We start from the raw sequence: 15,738 nt of genomic DNA on the forward strand, positions 1-15,738 counted from the left end.
GCCACATACAACTCCCCCGCCACACCCACCGGCACCGGCCGCAACCCCGCATCCAACACAAACACCACCGCACCAGCCACCGGCCCCCCAATCGGCGGAACCCCCGAACCCGCCACCAACGGCGCACTCATCGAGGCATAGATCGTGGTCTCGGTCGGACCATACGCATTGACCACCACCGGCCCACCGGCCCAGCGGTCCACCACCTCAGCAGGACACGGCTCAGCGGCCACCACCAACACCGCCAAACCCAACCCCTGCGGCGACAACATCCCCGCCGCCGAAGGCGTCTGACTCAACACCCCCACCCGCTGAGCCACCAACAACGCATGCAACTCCGCCACCGAACGAGTTACCTGCTCGGACACCACCACCAGCCGCCCACCATGCAACAACGCACCCCAGATCTCCCACACCGAGAAATCGAACGCATACGAATGACACTGACTCCACACCTGCCCAACCACCGGCACCGGTGCGGCATCCAACCAGGCAAACAACTGACAGACATTGCCATGCGTAACCGCCACCCCCTTAGGAGTCCCGGTAGTGCCCGAGGTGTAGATGATGTGGGCAATATCGCCAGGGTCCGGTGCTGGCGCCGGCGCCGCGACGACACCGACCCCCAGATGCACATCGTCAATGTCGATGACCTGCAGGTGATGCCCCTCCAGGCGCGCCCGTAACGCCGTAGTGGTCAAGGCGGCGCACGGGGTAGCGTCGTTGATCATGAAGCCAATCCGGGCATCGGGATGGGCCGGATCGATCGGCAAATACGCCGCCCCCGACTTCAGCACCGCCAAGATCGCCACGATCGCCTGAATGCACCGTGGCACCAACAACGCCACCACATCACCGGCCCCCACCCCGCCACCAACCAACAGCCGCGCCAACCGATTCGCCGCCGCATCAAGCTCGCGATAGGTCAGCGAACCAGCCTCACCAACCACCGCAACAACCTCCGGAATGCGCTGCACCTGCACAGCAAACAAGTCGGGAATTGACACCGACACCGGCTGCGTGGGCGCGGCGTGGTTGCCCCATTGGGCCAGGCGAGCGTGCTCACCCGCCTCGAGCAAGTCGATCGACGACAACCGGCGCGTTGGGTCGGCGGCCATAGCCACCAGCACCTTCTGCAACCGGCCCGCTAATTCTGTGAGCGCGAACTCCGACAGCGGGTGCCCGGCGCCCGCAGTGCTGAGAAATAGCTGATCTCCGGTACGTCGGAAGGACAATTCAAACCGCCCCCCGCCCCCAATATTGGTGGTCACCGTTGAAGCAGCGGCATCGCCGAACGGCGTCAGATTGGCAAACGGGACGAAATTCACGTCTACGCGGTTAGCCGCCTGTCCGGCGGCGCGAAGGCGGGCATGTCCTTCTAAGAGATGCACAGGGTATCGCTGATGCCGCACCGCTTCTCGAATCCGCTGATCAACGTGCTGGCAAAAATCGGCAATTGTCGATCCCGGTGTTGCGTGCAACACCAGCGGCACCACCCCAGCGAGCATTCCAGGAAACGTTGTGGATTCTGGACGCACTCGCCTGCTAACCGGGAAATCAAGTACCACCTCGGAGCCGCTTGCGTACCAGCCCTGCACCAGAAGTGCGCACGCCGCAGTGACGACCGCTTGCTGTGAGACACCCCATGTGTGAGACAACTTTTGGAGTCCGTCGACGGCGCCAGTGTCCACTTGCACCGGCAGCGAAACCGGGGACGAGTCCTGCCCGCCAGCATCCTGCGGCAATAAAGAATGCGTAGCGTCTTCCCGCGGCAAGTTCTTAATCCAGTAGGCCTGGTCCTCCAAATAATCATCGGAGCTCTCGTAGGCCGACTCGCATTCAACCATGTCCTGCAGCGAGCCGAAAAAAGATGGCGGTATTGGTGCGCCGGCAACAATCGCGGAATAGACGGTGGCGATCCGATCAATAACGAGCCAAAAGGCCATTCCGTCCAGCACTATGTGATGGCCGCACAGGAACAAATAGAATTCGTCGGGCTGCGTCTGCAATATTGCGAATTTAAACAGGGGGCCCGTCAACGGTATTCGGGTCTGTTGCATCTCCGCGGCTAGCCGATAGGCCTCCTGCACCGGATTCTGAGCTTGTGTCAGGTCGTGGAAGGGAAACTCGATATCCGGGTAATCCGTCACCCGCTGAATAACTTGACCGTCCACCTCGACAATGGCGGCTCTAAGCGGCTCGGCATCTTGGATTGTGTGGCGGATTGCCAGCTTGAGTGGGCCAACCTCGACCGCGCCCTCGATGACCACGAACATGCCGGGTTGCCACTCGTTGTCGGCGCGACTTGTTTCTTGAGCAAACCAAATGTCGAGCTGCGGCCGGGTCAGCTCAAACTCACCAATCTGTGGGGTCAAGCGCGGGCCGGTCTTAGCTAGTTGGTCCATCGATGCGGTGGCGGTAAGCAGGCTGGCCAGGTGATGGGCCAGTGCGGTGGGCGCCGGATGGTCATACGCCAGGGTGGGCGGCAGGGTCAGCCCGGTCTGTTCGGTGATGGCGTTGCGCAGCTCTAAGGCGGTCAGCGAATCGATACCCAGCTCTTTGAACGAGCGGGCGGGTTCGAGTGCGTCGGGGTCGGGGTGGGCTAATACGGTGGCAGTGCTGTGGGCCACCAGCGTGGTGAGGGTCTGTAGCTGCTGTTGGGGGGTTTGACTTGCCAGCCGCTCGCGAAGCCCCTCGGCGCTATCAGAAGGAGTGCCCTCATTCGTTGCAGCTGCACTCGCCAATGAGGCGAATTCGGTCAGTAGTGGCTGGGAGCGGCGTGCGGTAAACGCGGGCAGGAATTGATTCCAGGAAACGTCGGCAATGGTGATCACGGTGTCGTTTGCCTCAATAGACTGACGCAGCGCGGCCAGCGCAGTGGCGGGCAGGAGCTTATTGATTCCCGCGCGGTGGTAATAGTCGAGAGTCTCGTGCGTCATGGTGCTGATCTCGTCTGCCCAAAGCCCGAAGGCCGCCGACACTGCCGTGCATCCATGGCTGTGTAGCCGCGTGGCTAGCGCATTGAGGTGGGCACAGGCGGCGGCGTAGCAGCCTAGTCGGGCATCGCCCCAGGTCGCCGCCGCGGAGGAGAACAAGATAAAAGTGTCTGGCGGCTCGCGTTCGAGCAATTCGGCCAAATTGTCGGCGCCTCCCGCTTTGGTGCGGTAGCTGTCGGCGAATTCTTCAGCGGTTGCTTGGGATACGGAGTTCCATTCGATGGCCGCCGCGGCATGCACGACGGTACGAATAGGCCCGTGTTCGGCGCGGATTTCTGCCAGAACCCGCGTTAAAGCGGGCCGATCGGACACATCGACGGAAACCACTGTCGTGGCGATCCCGCGCACGTGCAGTTCTGCTTCGAGTTCAGCTGAGCGCGGATGACCTACCGCGTTGCGGCTCAGTAGGGCAACGCGTTCGACACCAGCATCGGCCAGCCAGCGGACAATATGTCCACCCAGGCGGCCGGTCGCGCCGGTGACCAAAGCCGTTCCCCGCGGCTTCCAGGTGGGTACCGACGCCGCCCGATCTAACGGCACCGGCGCGGCCGACAAGCGGCGGGCGCGCACACCGTCATGGCGTAGCGCGAGCTGGTCTTCGGGTTGCGGACAGCTCAGTATCGCGTGCAGCAGCTCGATATCTTGCGCAGCCGGGTTGTGCGGGAGATCGATCATCCCACCCCACTCATCGGGACGTTCCAGGCACACCGACTGGCCGAGCGCCCAGACGGCGGACTGGCTCGGGCGCGGCGGCGCGTCGTCGGTGGCCGCCCACACGCAGCCCTGCGTGGTCACCCACAACGGGATGCCGAGTTCGGCATCCCCGTGCGCTTGTGCGACCAGAAGCGTTGCCAGCAGGCCCAGCGGTATCCCGGGAAAATCTGGGTGCTCATGCTCGCTTGTTGCCAGGAAGCACACAATGCCGTCGCAGGCATTTTGCGTCGCGGCGATGGTGAGGAGGGTGCACAGGGTATTTCGATCGAGTTGGTCGGGGTCGATGGTGAGCAGGTGGATGGCCTCGGGATACCGTGCGACCAGGCCGGTGATCCACGCATCCTCGGCCTCGTCGAGAAAGGCCACCACCAGCCATCGGTGACGCGTCGGGGGGAACGTGTTTGGTGTTACCGCCGTCCAGCCGATTCGGTAGCGCAGCGTGTTCGCCGTTGACCGGACATCCAGGTCGGTGCGCCACTGACGCAGGGCGTGCACAACTGGTCTAAGGGAGGCAGCGTCGTGGGTATCGCTGATCCCCAACACCTGCGCGACGGCCTCAACGGCGTCCTCGTCGACGGCTTTCCACAACGCAGCTTCCCCAGGACGAACTACGTCCGTCGTGGGGGTGGCGGGGGTGGGGGCCAGCCAGTAGCGGCGGTGCTGAAAGGCGTAGGTGGGCAACTCAACTGTCCCAGCCTGCGGATACAGGCACCGCCACGACGGGCTATGGCCATATGTGTGCAGGCGAGCCAGCGCAGCAGCCAAGGTGTCGAGCTCGGGCCGGTCACGGTGCAACGTGGTGATCACCGCCGACTGGATCCGCTCAGGGGCGTGAGCCAGCGCGTCGGTGATACCCGGAGCCAGCACCGGGTGTGGCGATAACTCCACAAAAACGTTGTCACCTTGGGTCAACAACTGCGCCACGGTGTCGCGGAATCCGACGGGCTCACGAAGATTGCGATACCAGTACTCGCCGTCCATGGTGGTGGTGTCCAGCGGGTCGGCGGAAACCGCGCCGGCCACGCTGGAAAATAGCGGGATCCGGGCCGGCAGCGGGTTCAGCTCGCCCAGTTGGCACAACAGGTCCGCACGCAGGTCTTCGACCTGCGGCGAATGCGAGGCGTAATCCACCGCGATCCGCCGCACCTGGATACCGTCGCGATCACACGCGTCGATGAATCGCTCCAGGGCGGCGACGTTGCCGCTGACGACGGTATGCGCGGGTCCGTTGATCGCCGCCACGGCGAGCCCCGCGCCGAAGTCTTGCAGCCGCGACTGCAGGTCTTCGACACCCAGCAGGACCGAAGCCATCGCGCCGGCACCGGATAGGCGCGCCAATGCCTGACTGCGCAGCGCCACGACTTTGGCCGCATCAGCCAAGCTCAGCGCCCCAGCGGTATAGGCGGCGGCGATTTCTCCTTGCGAGTGCCCAATCACCGCGTCGGGCACCACGCCGTAACTGTTCAGGGTTTGGGCCAGGGCGACCATGACCGCGAACAAGACCGGCTGAACCACCTCCACCCGCTCTAGTGAGGGCGCGGTCGATTGCTGGCGGATCACGTCGCACACCGACCAGCCGGTATGCGGGCGCAGCGCGTGATCACACTCGTCGAGGGCACGCGCGAAAACAGCGTGGTGCTCGTAGAGGTAGAGGCCCATCCCGGGGTATTGGGCGCCCTGGCCGGGGAAGACGAACACCTTCTTGCCGGGCCGCCCGGCCAGATGATGCTGGGTCAGATGCGGATGCGGGCGACCGGCGTGCAAGGCATGCAGCGCAGCCAGCAGATCCTCGCGGGCAGGGGTGGTGACCGCTGTGACGGCGGCGCGATAGGGGTGCTGGGTGCGCGTGGCGGCCAAGCTGTAGGCCAGATCGATCAGATCCAGATCGGGGTGGTCGACAAGGTGTTGGTGCAGTCGGTCGGCCTGGGAAGCCAACGCGGCGGGGGTGCGCGCTGACACCGTCCAGATATAGAGGGCGGGATCGGAGATCCGTTGAGTCCCAACGGTTTGGTCCGCCGTGTCGGGGGCCGCTTGGACAATGAGGTGGGCGTTGGTGCCGCTGATCCCGAACGAGGAGACCGCCGCGGCGCGGGGGTGGTCGTTGACCGGCCAAGAGATGGGCTCGATGAGCAGCCGCACTGCGCCGCCCGACCAGTCGATATGCGAGCTGGGACGGTCAACGTGCAACGTCGGAGGCAAGGTCTGGTGGTTGAGGGCGGTGATCATCTTGATCAACCCCGCCGTGCCTGCCGCAGCCTGGGTATGGCCGATGTTGGATTTGACCGAGCCCAACCACAACGGCTGTCCCGCTGGCCGGTCGCGGCCATAGGTCGCGATCAGGGCGCCGGCTTCGATCGGGTCGCCGAGCGTAGTGCCGGTACCGTGCGCCTCCACCACGTCGACGTCAGCCAACGTCAGGCCTGCGTTGGCGACGGCTCGGGTAATGACGCGTTGTTGAGCAGGCCCGTTAGGCGCGCTCAATCCGTTAGAGGCGCCATCTTGGTTAACTGCCGATCCGGCGACGACCGCCAACACCCGGCGCTGATTGCGGACGGCGTCGCTGAGCCGTTCCAACACCAGCACCGCGGCCCCTTCACTCCACCCGACACCATCAGCGGCAGCCGCGAACGCCTTACACCGCCCATCGGTGGCCAGCCCCCGTTGGCGGGCGAACTCGATGAACGACGAGGGTGTGGTCATGATGGTGACTCCGCCGGCAAGAGCCAGCGTCGATTCACCATTGCGTAGGGATTGACACGCGAGATGGGTGGCTACCAGCGATGACGAGCACGCGGTGTCTACGGTCATCGCCGGGCCCTGCAGGCCCAGAACATAAGCCACCCGCCCGGAAGCCACGCTGGTGGCCGTGCCGGTCATCGCATACCCCTCGGCGCCGTCGGAACCGGCGTTGCCATACGGCTGCGCCCACGCCCCGGCGAACACGCCGGTATTAGAGCCGGCCAGGCTGGCGGGATCGATTCCGGCAGTTTCGAGGGCCTCCCAACAGACCTCCAAGAACACCCGCTGCTGAGGGTCCATCGCCCGCGCTTCCCGCGGTGAGATGCCAAAAAACTCCGCGTCGAAGCCAGCCGCGTCGGGCACAAACCCGCCGTAGCGGGTGTAGGTCTTGCCCACCGCGTCGGGGTTGGGGTCGAACAACGTCGTCAAATCCCAGCCGCGATCGCCGGGAAAGCCCCCCATCACGTCGACGCCGCCGATCACCGCCTCCCACAACCGCGCTGCCGAGTCGATACCACCGGGGAACCGGCATGCCATCCCCACCACGGCCACCGGCTCGTCGACGCGGGTCACCGCAGCAGCGAGGGTGGCCGCCGCGGGCGCGGTGGTGCCGCTGAGCAGCACGGCTAGCTGGTCGGCCAGCGCGGTGGGGGTCGGATAGTCGAAAACCAGAGTGGGCGGCAGGGTCAGACCGGTTTGTCCGGCCAGCGCATTGCACAGGTCTAAGCCGGTGAGCGAGTCGACGCCCAGGTCGGTGAAGGGCTGGTCGGGATCCAAAGCGCCGGGGTCGGGGTGGGCTAACACGCTGGCCGTAGCGGCGGTCACCATCGTGATCAAGGTGAGCTGTTGCTGGTCAGTAGTTTGGGCAGCCAGTCGCGCGGCGAACGTCTCGGATGGGCTCGCCGGGGTTGATTCCGTCGGCAAGGGCCGAGGAGTAGAGGCCAACCAGTAGCGGCGGTGTTGGAAGGGGTAAGTCGGCAGGCCGACGGCCTGCGCGCGGGGGTAGAGACTGCGCCATGACGGGCTGTAGCCACGAGTGTGCAGGCGGCCCAGCGCGGCACCCACGGTGTCGAGGTCGGGGCGGTCGCGGTGCAAGGTGGTGATCACCACCGACCGGGTTCGCTCCGGCGTCCCGGCCAGCGTGGCGGCGATCGCCGGGGCCAGCACCGGATGCGGAGACAACTCGACGAACACGCGCTCACCGTGGCTCAGCAGGTGAGCGACGCTGTCGTGGAAGCGGACCGGTTCACGCAGGTGCCGGGTCCAGTAGTCAGCAGAGATGAGTTGTTCGGCGGTGGCCAGCTCTCCGGTGAGGTTGGACACGATAGGCAGGCTGGGTTCGGCAAACGTCAACGCGGCGGCGATGGTCGCGAATTCGGGTAGCGCGGGGTCCATTGCGGGCGAATGAAACCCGTGGCTCACGGTCAACGGCGTGACCTTGAGCTGGCGGGCCGCGCACTGGTCAGCGATTTGGTCGAGCTGCTCGCGGGGCCCGGACACCGCCACCGAGGTGGGGCCGTTGATCGCGGCGATGGCGACCTCGGGATGGTCTCCCACCAGGGCGGCGACGTCGTGCTCGCTGGCCGCCACCGCGATCATCGCCCCGGGGGCACAGGATTGCATCAGCCGGCCACGAGCGGTGACCAGCACCGCGGCATCCTCGAGCGAGAGAACCCCGGCGAGGTAGGCAGCGGTCAGTTCCCCGAGGGAATGACCCAGCAGGTAGTGGGGGGTGATCCCGGCGTGGGTGACCAGGGCGTGCATAGCCACCCCGAAGGCGAACAAGGCGGGTTGGGCGTAGCAGGTCTGGTCTAGCAGTTGACCCAAATCGGAGTGTCGGGCGGCGAACATGACCTCACGCAGCCCGACCTCGCCGATGTTCAGATGGGGATCGACGGCTTCGCATACTTCGTCTAGGGCGCGCGCGAACACCGGGTGGTGGTCGTAGAGTTGGGCGCCCATGCCGGCGTGTTGGGCACCCTGGCCGGGCAACACGAACACGATTTCGCCGGGCTGCCCAGCCAGGTGATGGCTGGTGAGCTGGGGGTGTGACTGGCCTTGCCGCAGGGCGTCTAGGGCCGCCAGCAGGTGTTCGCGGGGAGACGTGGTGTCGGTGTGTGCGGTGATGGCGGCGCGATGGGAGTGGTGGGTGCGGGTGCTGCCCAAGCTGTAGGCCAGATCGGCCAGATTCAGGTCGGGATGCTCGACCAGGTGTTGCTGCAGGCGCCCAGCCTGGGCGGCCAGCGCCGCTGGGTTGCGCGCCGACAGCGCCCAAATCTGCAGCGGTCCCGCAACGGGTTCCGTTGCAGCGCGGGCGGATTGGCTGGGGGCTTGTTGAAGGATCAGATGCGCGTTGGTGCCGGTGATCCCGAACGATGAGACCGCCGCGGTATGCGGATGCTCTTTGGCGGGCCATTGGCAGGCACGCGAAAACACCCGCAGCACGGATTCGTGCCCAAGCAGGGCCTCGTTCGGGGAAACGAAATTGAGGGTCGGGGGCAATAGGCGACGTTGTAAGGCCAATGCGACCTTGATGACACCGATAACCCCCGCGGCCGATTCCAGATGCCCCACATTGGGTTTGACCGACCCGACAACCAACGGATCCGCGGCGCCCGCACGCTGTCCGCAATACACCGCAGCGATCGACTCGACTTCAGCGGCATCACCAACGGGCGTGCCCGTTCCATGCGCCTCGACGTAGTCGACCGCTTCGGGCTCGACGGAGGCGGCCGTCAACGCAGCGTGTAGCAACCGTTTGTGTGCCTCGGTGTCGGGTGCGGCCAGCCCCGGCCGTGACCCATCATTGACGACCGCGCCGCCACGAATTTGGCAATAGATCCGGTCGCCGTTCGCTAATGCGCGAGATAGCTTCTTCAGGACGACAAGGCCACCGCCCTCGCCGCGAACATATCCATTCGCGTCCTTGTCGAAGGGGCGACATACCCCATCCGGCGACAAGACCCCTAGCTCAGCGATGGCCCCACTGGCATAGGGGTCGAGATTGAGGTGCACCCCACCCGCTAGCGCCAGCTCGCACTCCCCGCTGCGCAGGCTCTCCAGCGCCCGCGTGATTGCCACCAACGACGACGACTGACCGGTATCAATGACCAAGCTGGGACCGGTAACCCCTAAGAAGTGGGAAATTCTTCCCGCAATAGCGGACCGCAGCGACCCCAGCAGGCTGCGCGGGGTGGGCGGCACACCACTGCCCGAGGCAAGAGAAGCGAAGTCATCGCGCATCGCGCCGATAAACAAAGCCACCGACTTGCCGGCGATTTCCTGCGGCACAATCCCCGCATCTTCAAGGGCGGCCCAAGCCAGCTCCAGCGCCAGCCGCTGTTGGGGATCCATGTTTTCGGCTTCGCCGTCGGATATCCCGAAAAACGGCGCGTCAAAGCCCAGCGCATCCTCGAGATAAGCGCCGTAGCTCAACGCAGCTGAACGATCCGGAGCAGGTAAAGCCGTCGAACCTAGACGTTGATAGCCCACGTCGGTTGAGACACTGCTTTGTCCTTGGCTAAGCAGCTGCCACAACTGATCGGCATCGACTGCCCCCGCCACCCGACACGACAGCCCGACGATCGCGACTGTCTCGGCGTCAGCGGTCATTGTGGATTCCGGACATCGACGAACCATCCGCGGTCAGGTCAGCTGAACAGCCAAAGCTCAGCTTGCACCCACGCGCGAGCTTTGTCACGCGCGAGAGTTCTCACGGACGGTCGGTAAATTCCAGGTCATGCGCGTGGGCAGCATAAGGCGCGATCGAGACCGTTGCAACCGCGCGCGTTGCGCGCATACCGCACTTTTCCCAGGTCGCTGAGGAGCCGTTAAAAATGCTCAGACAATGGGGCCAGCGATGACCCAACGCGTAGCAGCGGCAAAGACTTTCGCGAGTCTTCCCATCTACTTTTCCCGTCGAGTTTGTCGTTTGGCGCGGTGCCGGCGGCGGTGCGCAAATGCTGGGCTTCGGCCCGCCAGGGCTAGCACCGGCCCCACAGACACCACATTTCCCACCGCCGCTCGACCCACTCCCACCGGGACCCTCGCCGCGCCCGGGCGAACCGCCCATCGCCGAGATGACCGAAGCCCAGGCACGCGCTGCATACGACGCCTTGAAGGCCGAGCAGCAGGCACACGAACAAGCCTGCCCACCCATTGTGCCAACCGAGGCCAAAGCGCAATGGTGCAACGCGTGGGCACGGGAACTCAACATGAGGAAGACCGAACTCGAGACCCGGCTCGGCCAGCTGGGCGTGCAGATACTGCCGTCCGGTGTCGAGCCTGCGCCTGATCCATCGACGCCAACTGGCTAGCGCGGCGGCCCAATGGATGGGCCCCGCGGGACGAATGCTCCGGCGACGATTGATGGAACCCCTTTCACTGGACATGCTCTTGACGAAATGCAAAGTGACGGCATTCCGGTAAGTGTCGTGCAAAATGCACTTCGAACCGGTCTGTCCGCGCCGAGCCGGGGAGGCACCACCGTCTTTTACGATCCGGTCAACAATGTCAGCGTTGTCCAATCCGCGGGTGGCAGCATTGTCACCGTGAGTTTCGGGGATCTACGGCCTTGACGCACGAAGAGGTTCCTCACGAGCGGGCGGCTCATCTTCGGCAGCTAGCGCTGGATTCATTGAACACCTACGGCGGCGGGTTCGCCGATCTCGAACGGATTGATCGTGACCTGAAGTCGATAATCCGATCTCTCAACGATGTCGCGGATCCGTCCTGGACCAGCTCATTGCTCCGACTGTGGGGCCAGCTTGAGATCATCTACGCGTCAGCGCTTGCTGAAGAACGTCTCCGTTTAACTCAGGACGAAGAGACTTACCTGCAGGGAGTGGTCGCCAACCTCGTTGCAGAGTTCCAGGACTACGAGCTGCCGTCTGCCTTCGGCGCGGGCGAAGGCACATGAGCGCCGCGAACAGCTTCATCACCGGCGGTTGGTCGGCCGGGTCGGGTCGCAGTCCCTCTTCCCAAGTCCTGGCGGGGCCGGGGTCGACGATTGCAACGAATGCCGCCAGGCTCAGTGCCGTGTCGGAGGGCGCATCGAGTATGTTCCGCGACGCGAAGTCGTAGTAGGCGATGGGCCGCGCCGCGCCGCTAGCGATCGCCGAATACCGCGCTTCGAGTTCCGCATCGATGACATGTTTCGAACCCACGTGGCCGGTGCCCGCGATCAGCAGTGAAATCTTCAGCGCCAACTGCATGTCACTGATGATCTCGTCTACCGATGCGCGCCGGCCGAGAATTCCGATAACGCGCGGAAAGAATACGACCAAGTAATCCAAGACATAAAGAATCACAATTCTTGGCGGCCTGACCCTCATGATCCAGCGGCGGTGGCCGACTACAACGCCGAAGCCCAATGGTTAAACACATGGAAGGCACAACTTGAGGGCCAGTTAAACGGATGGAATACGGCATACACACCCTCGGATTCGCCGGCTGCAAGCGCACACGACCCATACTGGACGCAACCCGTGCCACAGCAACCTCAGGCACAATTGCCCCACCACCCGTTGGATATCACCACCCCCCATGCCCGCGAACTGGGCACGGATCCCGCGACCGGAGGGTGCTTTCGCCCACGTGAAGCCGAGACCGGGCTGCGGGTCGAAGCGCAACGGGGCATATCACTACAGCGAAGCCCGCATCCAGGAGTCGACTGGGTTGACCCGGCGACCGGAAAGACCTATGACGCAGTCGGCAATTTCTCTGGACAATATTTGAATGTCGATGAATTTCTGGGCGAGATTAGAAGGCACGCCCGCAAGGCTGATTATGTTCCGGTTGATGTCTCGCAGTTCAGCGCCAAGCAACGTACAATCATCAGACGGTTTATCGACGGTCTCGGCGAACCCAACGTATTTATAGTGGGAGACTACGGCAGTGGCAGGTGACATTTTCTTCCTCCAGCGCGAGTGGTCGAGTTCCGGGGCCGCGGTGGAGTATGTCATGAGGTTTGTGGCGAGCCGGGTGTCGGACCCGTCGACGAGGAACAGGCTGATCGATATGGTCGATGCGGGCGTATCCCTTTTCAACCTCAGTGATCCGAAGTGTGCTGAGCTGGTCGACATCATCGCCGATCAGCTTCCGGCCCATGTCGCGAGCCTGGAAGACGCGCAATTGCGGAAGAACCTCACGAGTAGGTTCGAGGATCTGTATCGGTGTGCCTGGGAACAGCAGGACTACAACAGGGATCCGACTCAAGAAACCTTTTTCACGATCGGTCCTGACCCGGCAAGGTATTTCAATCTAGAAATTCTTAAGCTCACCATCGCGGACCATTTGAAGAAGGTTGACTATGTCCGAACCGATGTCTCGAGTTACACCGACGAACAACGTGCGGCGGTGAGGGATTACGTCGACAAACTTCGGAATCCGCGGGTGCTCATTGTGGGCGACGATACACCGCGCATCGAGTTGGCGTGACGATCACCGGTATCGCCATCGACCACAACGCGACGACGATTTTTCCACGCCAGTGGCACCAGCAGAAGACGAGGAACGAATTACGAAATTTGCGCACGAGCATATCGGGCGAGCTTTTTCGGGCCGCCTGGAGACGAACACGTCGATCCGCCGGCCGCCCGGCCCGCATCCGCATTTGGCGCGACCCTGATAGAGTTCGCCGCCAGCATTGTCACCGTGAGTTGCGGGGATCGACGGCCTTGACACCCCAAGCGGTTCTTCGCGACCGGGCCGCTAATCTTCGGCAGCTGGCGCTGGATTCATTGAACAGTTGCGGTGGCAGATTCGCCGATCTCGAACGGATAGATCGTGAGTGGAAGTCGATAATCCGATCTCTCAACGACGTCGCGGATCCGCCTTCGACCAGCTCTTTGCTACGCATGTGGGCTGCTTGAGATCATCTACGCGTCAGCGCTTGCTGAAGAACGTCTCCGTTTGACTGAGGGAGAAGAGATTTACCTGCAGGAAGATGTCGCCAACCTTGTTACGGAGTTCCACGGCTACGAGCCGCCTTCCGCCTTCGGCGCGGATGAATGCACATGACCTATGGACCCGGTGAGGAACAACGCCCTCCCTGCCCGAACTTCCCGCGGGCATGCGCTGGGTGGTGTTGGTGGACAAGCGCCAGATCGCGGTGATGCTGCTGGATAACGAGTTGTCGGTCGCTACGGCAACGGAGAGTTTGGATCGCGAGGATGAAGTCGACTACGAACGCCAGCCCGTCGATGCGGTGGAACGAGTGTGCAGGCGGCTTGCTGCCGACGTGTCGCACCAATGGGGGTTTCCTTCATGTGCTTAAGCAGAAGCTCGGGCCGGGCGTCGATGTGCGGATGAAGCTGGTGGACTGGAGACAGTGACCTTGTGGGTCTGGCGCGTACAGCGATTGCCGGAGGCGGCCTTGAGGGTGTGATACCAGCCCAGGCGCCTCCCGTCGCCATAATTGGCCCGCGACGACGGCCACGCCGTCGGAATGAGGAACGCCCAAAAGTGCTACAGTACGAGGCTTTCCGGACTTGGTATCGATGCTCGGCTTGTCGCACTTGAGGTCCTACGGATGGACGATGCCCGAAAGCCGTTACCGCGCAAGGACGGTGAACGTGAAGCAATTCTGCGTCACGATGTCCGACCCGAGCCTGGTGGCTATCGCGCGTCGTCGCTCCCGCTCGGGCTCGCGCCGCTGCTTACAACAAACGTCAGCTGGCCAAGTTGGTCGAAGCGTTCACCCCGGGACTGCAGGACCGGCTCGGGTCGGTCCGGTTAGCGGCGGCCAGGCGATCCTGTCCTGGTCACATCACGGCCGGTGCCGTCACGAAGCAGCTTTCGCGGCGTTGGCGGGAGTCAGCTCGGTGCCAGCCAGTAGCGGTAACACCCATCGGCACCGGCTCAATCGTGGCGGCGACCGGCATCTCAATCGGCCTTGCACGGCATCGTGCTGACCCGTTGGCGGATGTGCCCACGCAAAGTGATGGAACGACATCGTCGCTGCCCGAGTTGCCTCCTGAGATGCGGTGGGTGTTGGTGGACAAGCGTCAGATTGCAGTGCTGTTGCTGGAGAACGAGATTCCGGTCGCTTCGGCAACCGAGAGCCTGGAGCGCGAGGCTGCCTCGACTACGAACTCCAGCGGATTGACGCGGTGGAGCAGGTGTGCAGCCGCCTTGCTGCGGACGTATCGCATCAATGGGGCTTTCTTCACGGGTTGAAGCAAAAGCTCGGGCAGAGCGTCGACGTCCGGATGAAGATGGTGGATTGGAACCAGTAACTTCGCTACCGGAGCCGACCGCAGGCGGGACGGAGCCGCTGCAGTACGAATCACCACCGTTTTAGCGAGGTCCGTTCCCTTGTATCGTCGAGTTTGTCGTTGACTGCTAGGGGAAGGCGTGGAGTATGCGCGCAATGAAGTTGGCCGGCTTGGCGGTAGTGACGGCATTCGCGCCCATCGCGATCCTCCTGGGAAGTGGCACCGCACATGCCGACAGCGATTTGGGCAAACCCTGTTCGCCAGAAGGCGCGAAGGTGTGGGGAAACCCCGGCCCGATTTATTGCCAGCGCAATGAGAATGGCGACCTGCAATGGGTGCCCATCGCTGCTTGGCAGATGTGTGTGGCGTTCTGCGATCGGCTCGGCGGGCCCTAGCGGGCACCAGCCCGTCAGCCCGAAGTGCCGGCAATGCCGGGGTTGCCCGCTGTTCCGGGGGCTCCCACGGCGCCGGCCTCTCCGGCAGTGCCATCGGCAGCTTGACCGCCGGCGCTGCCGCCGGCGCCGGCGCTGCCACCCATTCCGCCCGTACCACCAGCGCCACCGGCACCGCCGCCAAAGCCGGTACCCCCAGCACTAGATGCAACATCACCGGCACCACCATTGCCGCCACTACCGCCGTGACCGCCGCGACCGGAAGCGCCCGGGGCGCCACAACTCCCTAAGAACCCCGCGGTACCACCGGCGCCGCCAGCCCCGGCGGTACCGCCAACGCCGCCGTTACCGCCGGACCCTCCGTCGACCCCGAATCCCGTACCGCTGCCGCCGGCCCCGCCGAGTCCCCCTGCGCCGCCGTGTCCGCCGACACCGCCGTGACCGCCGTGACCGAACAGCAGCGCGTTGTCCGCTCCGCCGACCCCTCCGATCCCCCCAGCACCACCGGGCGAACCTGTACCGCCGTGCCCGCCGCCCGGGCTACCCACAGCGCCTGCCCCGCCTGCGCCGCCGATACCGCCGACGCCTCCGGAGCCGCCCATGCCCATAAATAGCTGCCTATTCGCACCTCCGGCGCCACCAGCCCCGCCAACACCTCCGGCCTGCCCAACTGCGCCCGCC

6 protein-coding genes and 4 pseudogenes are annotated in these 15,738 nt (G+C 64.1%); 7 read left to right on the forward strand and 3 right to left on the reverse strand.

The genetic code is table 11. From position 1 onward, the window contains the following. Positions 1 to 10,061 (reverse strand): type I polyketide synthase (locus BST12_RS33800; RefSeq protein WP_170062210.1); only part of this gene is annotated, 10,061 nt, incomplete at its 3' end. Positions 10,062 to 10,528: 467 nt separating this feature from the next. Between BST12_RS33800 and BST12_RS26745 the strand changes: the two genes are divergently transcribed. Beyond that, positions 10,529 to 10,765, forward strand: coding sequence for a hypothetical protein (locus BST12_RS26745; protein WP_083116228.1), 237 nt, complete (start codon positions 10,529 to 10,531; stop codon positions 10,763 to 10,765). 456 nt (positions 10,766 to 11,221) lie between these two features. Here the strand turns inward: BST12_RS26745 and BST12_RS31250 are convergent, their stop codons facing one another. Continuing rightward, complete coding sequence (locus BST12_RS31250; protein ID WP_139801970.1) at positions 11,222 to 11,743, reverse strand: hypothetical protein; 522 nt, start codon at positions 11,741 to 11,743, stop codon at positions 11,222 to 11,224. Between the two features lie 51 nt (positions 11,744 to 11,794). Between BST12_RS31250 and BST12_RS26760 the strand changes: the two genes are divergently transcribed. From BST12_RS26760 to BST12_RS26785, 6 genes and pseudogenes are all read left to right on the forward strand, one after another. Beyond that, entirely contained in the window at positions 11,795 to 12,355 is a 561-nt protein-coding gene (locus BST12_RS26760) for a hypothetical protein (protein ID WP_139801971.1), read from the forward strand. Then, positions 12,345 to 12,887 carry a hypothetical protein gene (locus BST12_RS26765; protein WP_083116232.1) on the forward strand — a complete coding sequence of 181 codons (543 nt, stop codon included), beginning with the start codon at positions 12,345 to 12,347 and terminating at the stop codon, positions 12,885 to 12,887. Before BST12_RS26760 ends, BST12_RS26765 begins: the two co-directional genes overlap by 11 nt. Positions 12,888 to 13,521: 634 nt before the next feature. Further along, a pseudogene (locus BST12_RS26770) lies at positions 13,522 to 13,783 on the forward strand (hypothetical protein). Between the two features lie 423 nt (positions 13,784 to 14,206). Continuing rightward, positions 14,207 to 14,341 (forward strand): annotated as a pseudogene (locus BST12_RS26775) (transposase); the annotation flags it as partial. Between the two features lie 88 nt (positions 14,342 to 14,429). Continuing rightward, a pseudogene (locus BST12_RS26780) lies at positions 14,430 to 14,686 on the forward strand (hypothetical protein). 125 nt (positions 14,687 to 14,811) lie between these two features. Continuing rightward, the gene (locus BST12_RS26785; RefSeq protein WP_083116233.1) at positions 14,812 to 15,060 is read left to right on the forward strand and encodes a hypothetical protein; all 249 of its coding nucleotides are present in this window, start codon (positions 14,812 to 14,814) and stop codon (positions 15,058 to 15,060) included. Positions 15,061 to 15,074: 14 nt separating this feature from the next. Here BST12_RS26785 and BST12_RS33020 read toward each other — a convergent pair. Further along, positions 15,075 to 15,738, reverse strand: a pseudogene (locus tag BST12_RS33020) (hypothetical protein); the annotation flags it as partial.

It is taken from the genome of Mycobacterium angelicum, assembly GCF_002086155.1.
GTDB classification, from domain to species: domain Bacteria; phylum Actinomycetota; class Actinomycetes; order Mycobacteriales; family Mycobacteriaceae; genus Mycobacterium; species Mycobacterium angelicum.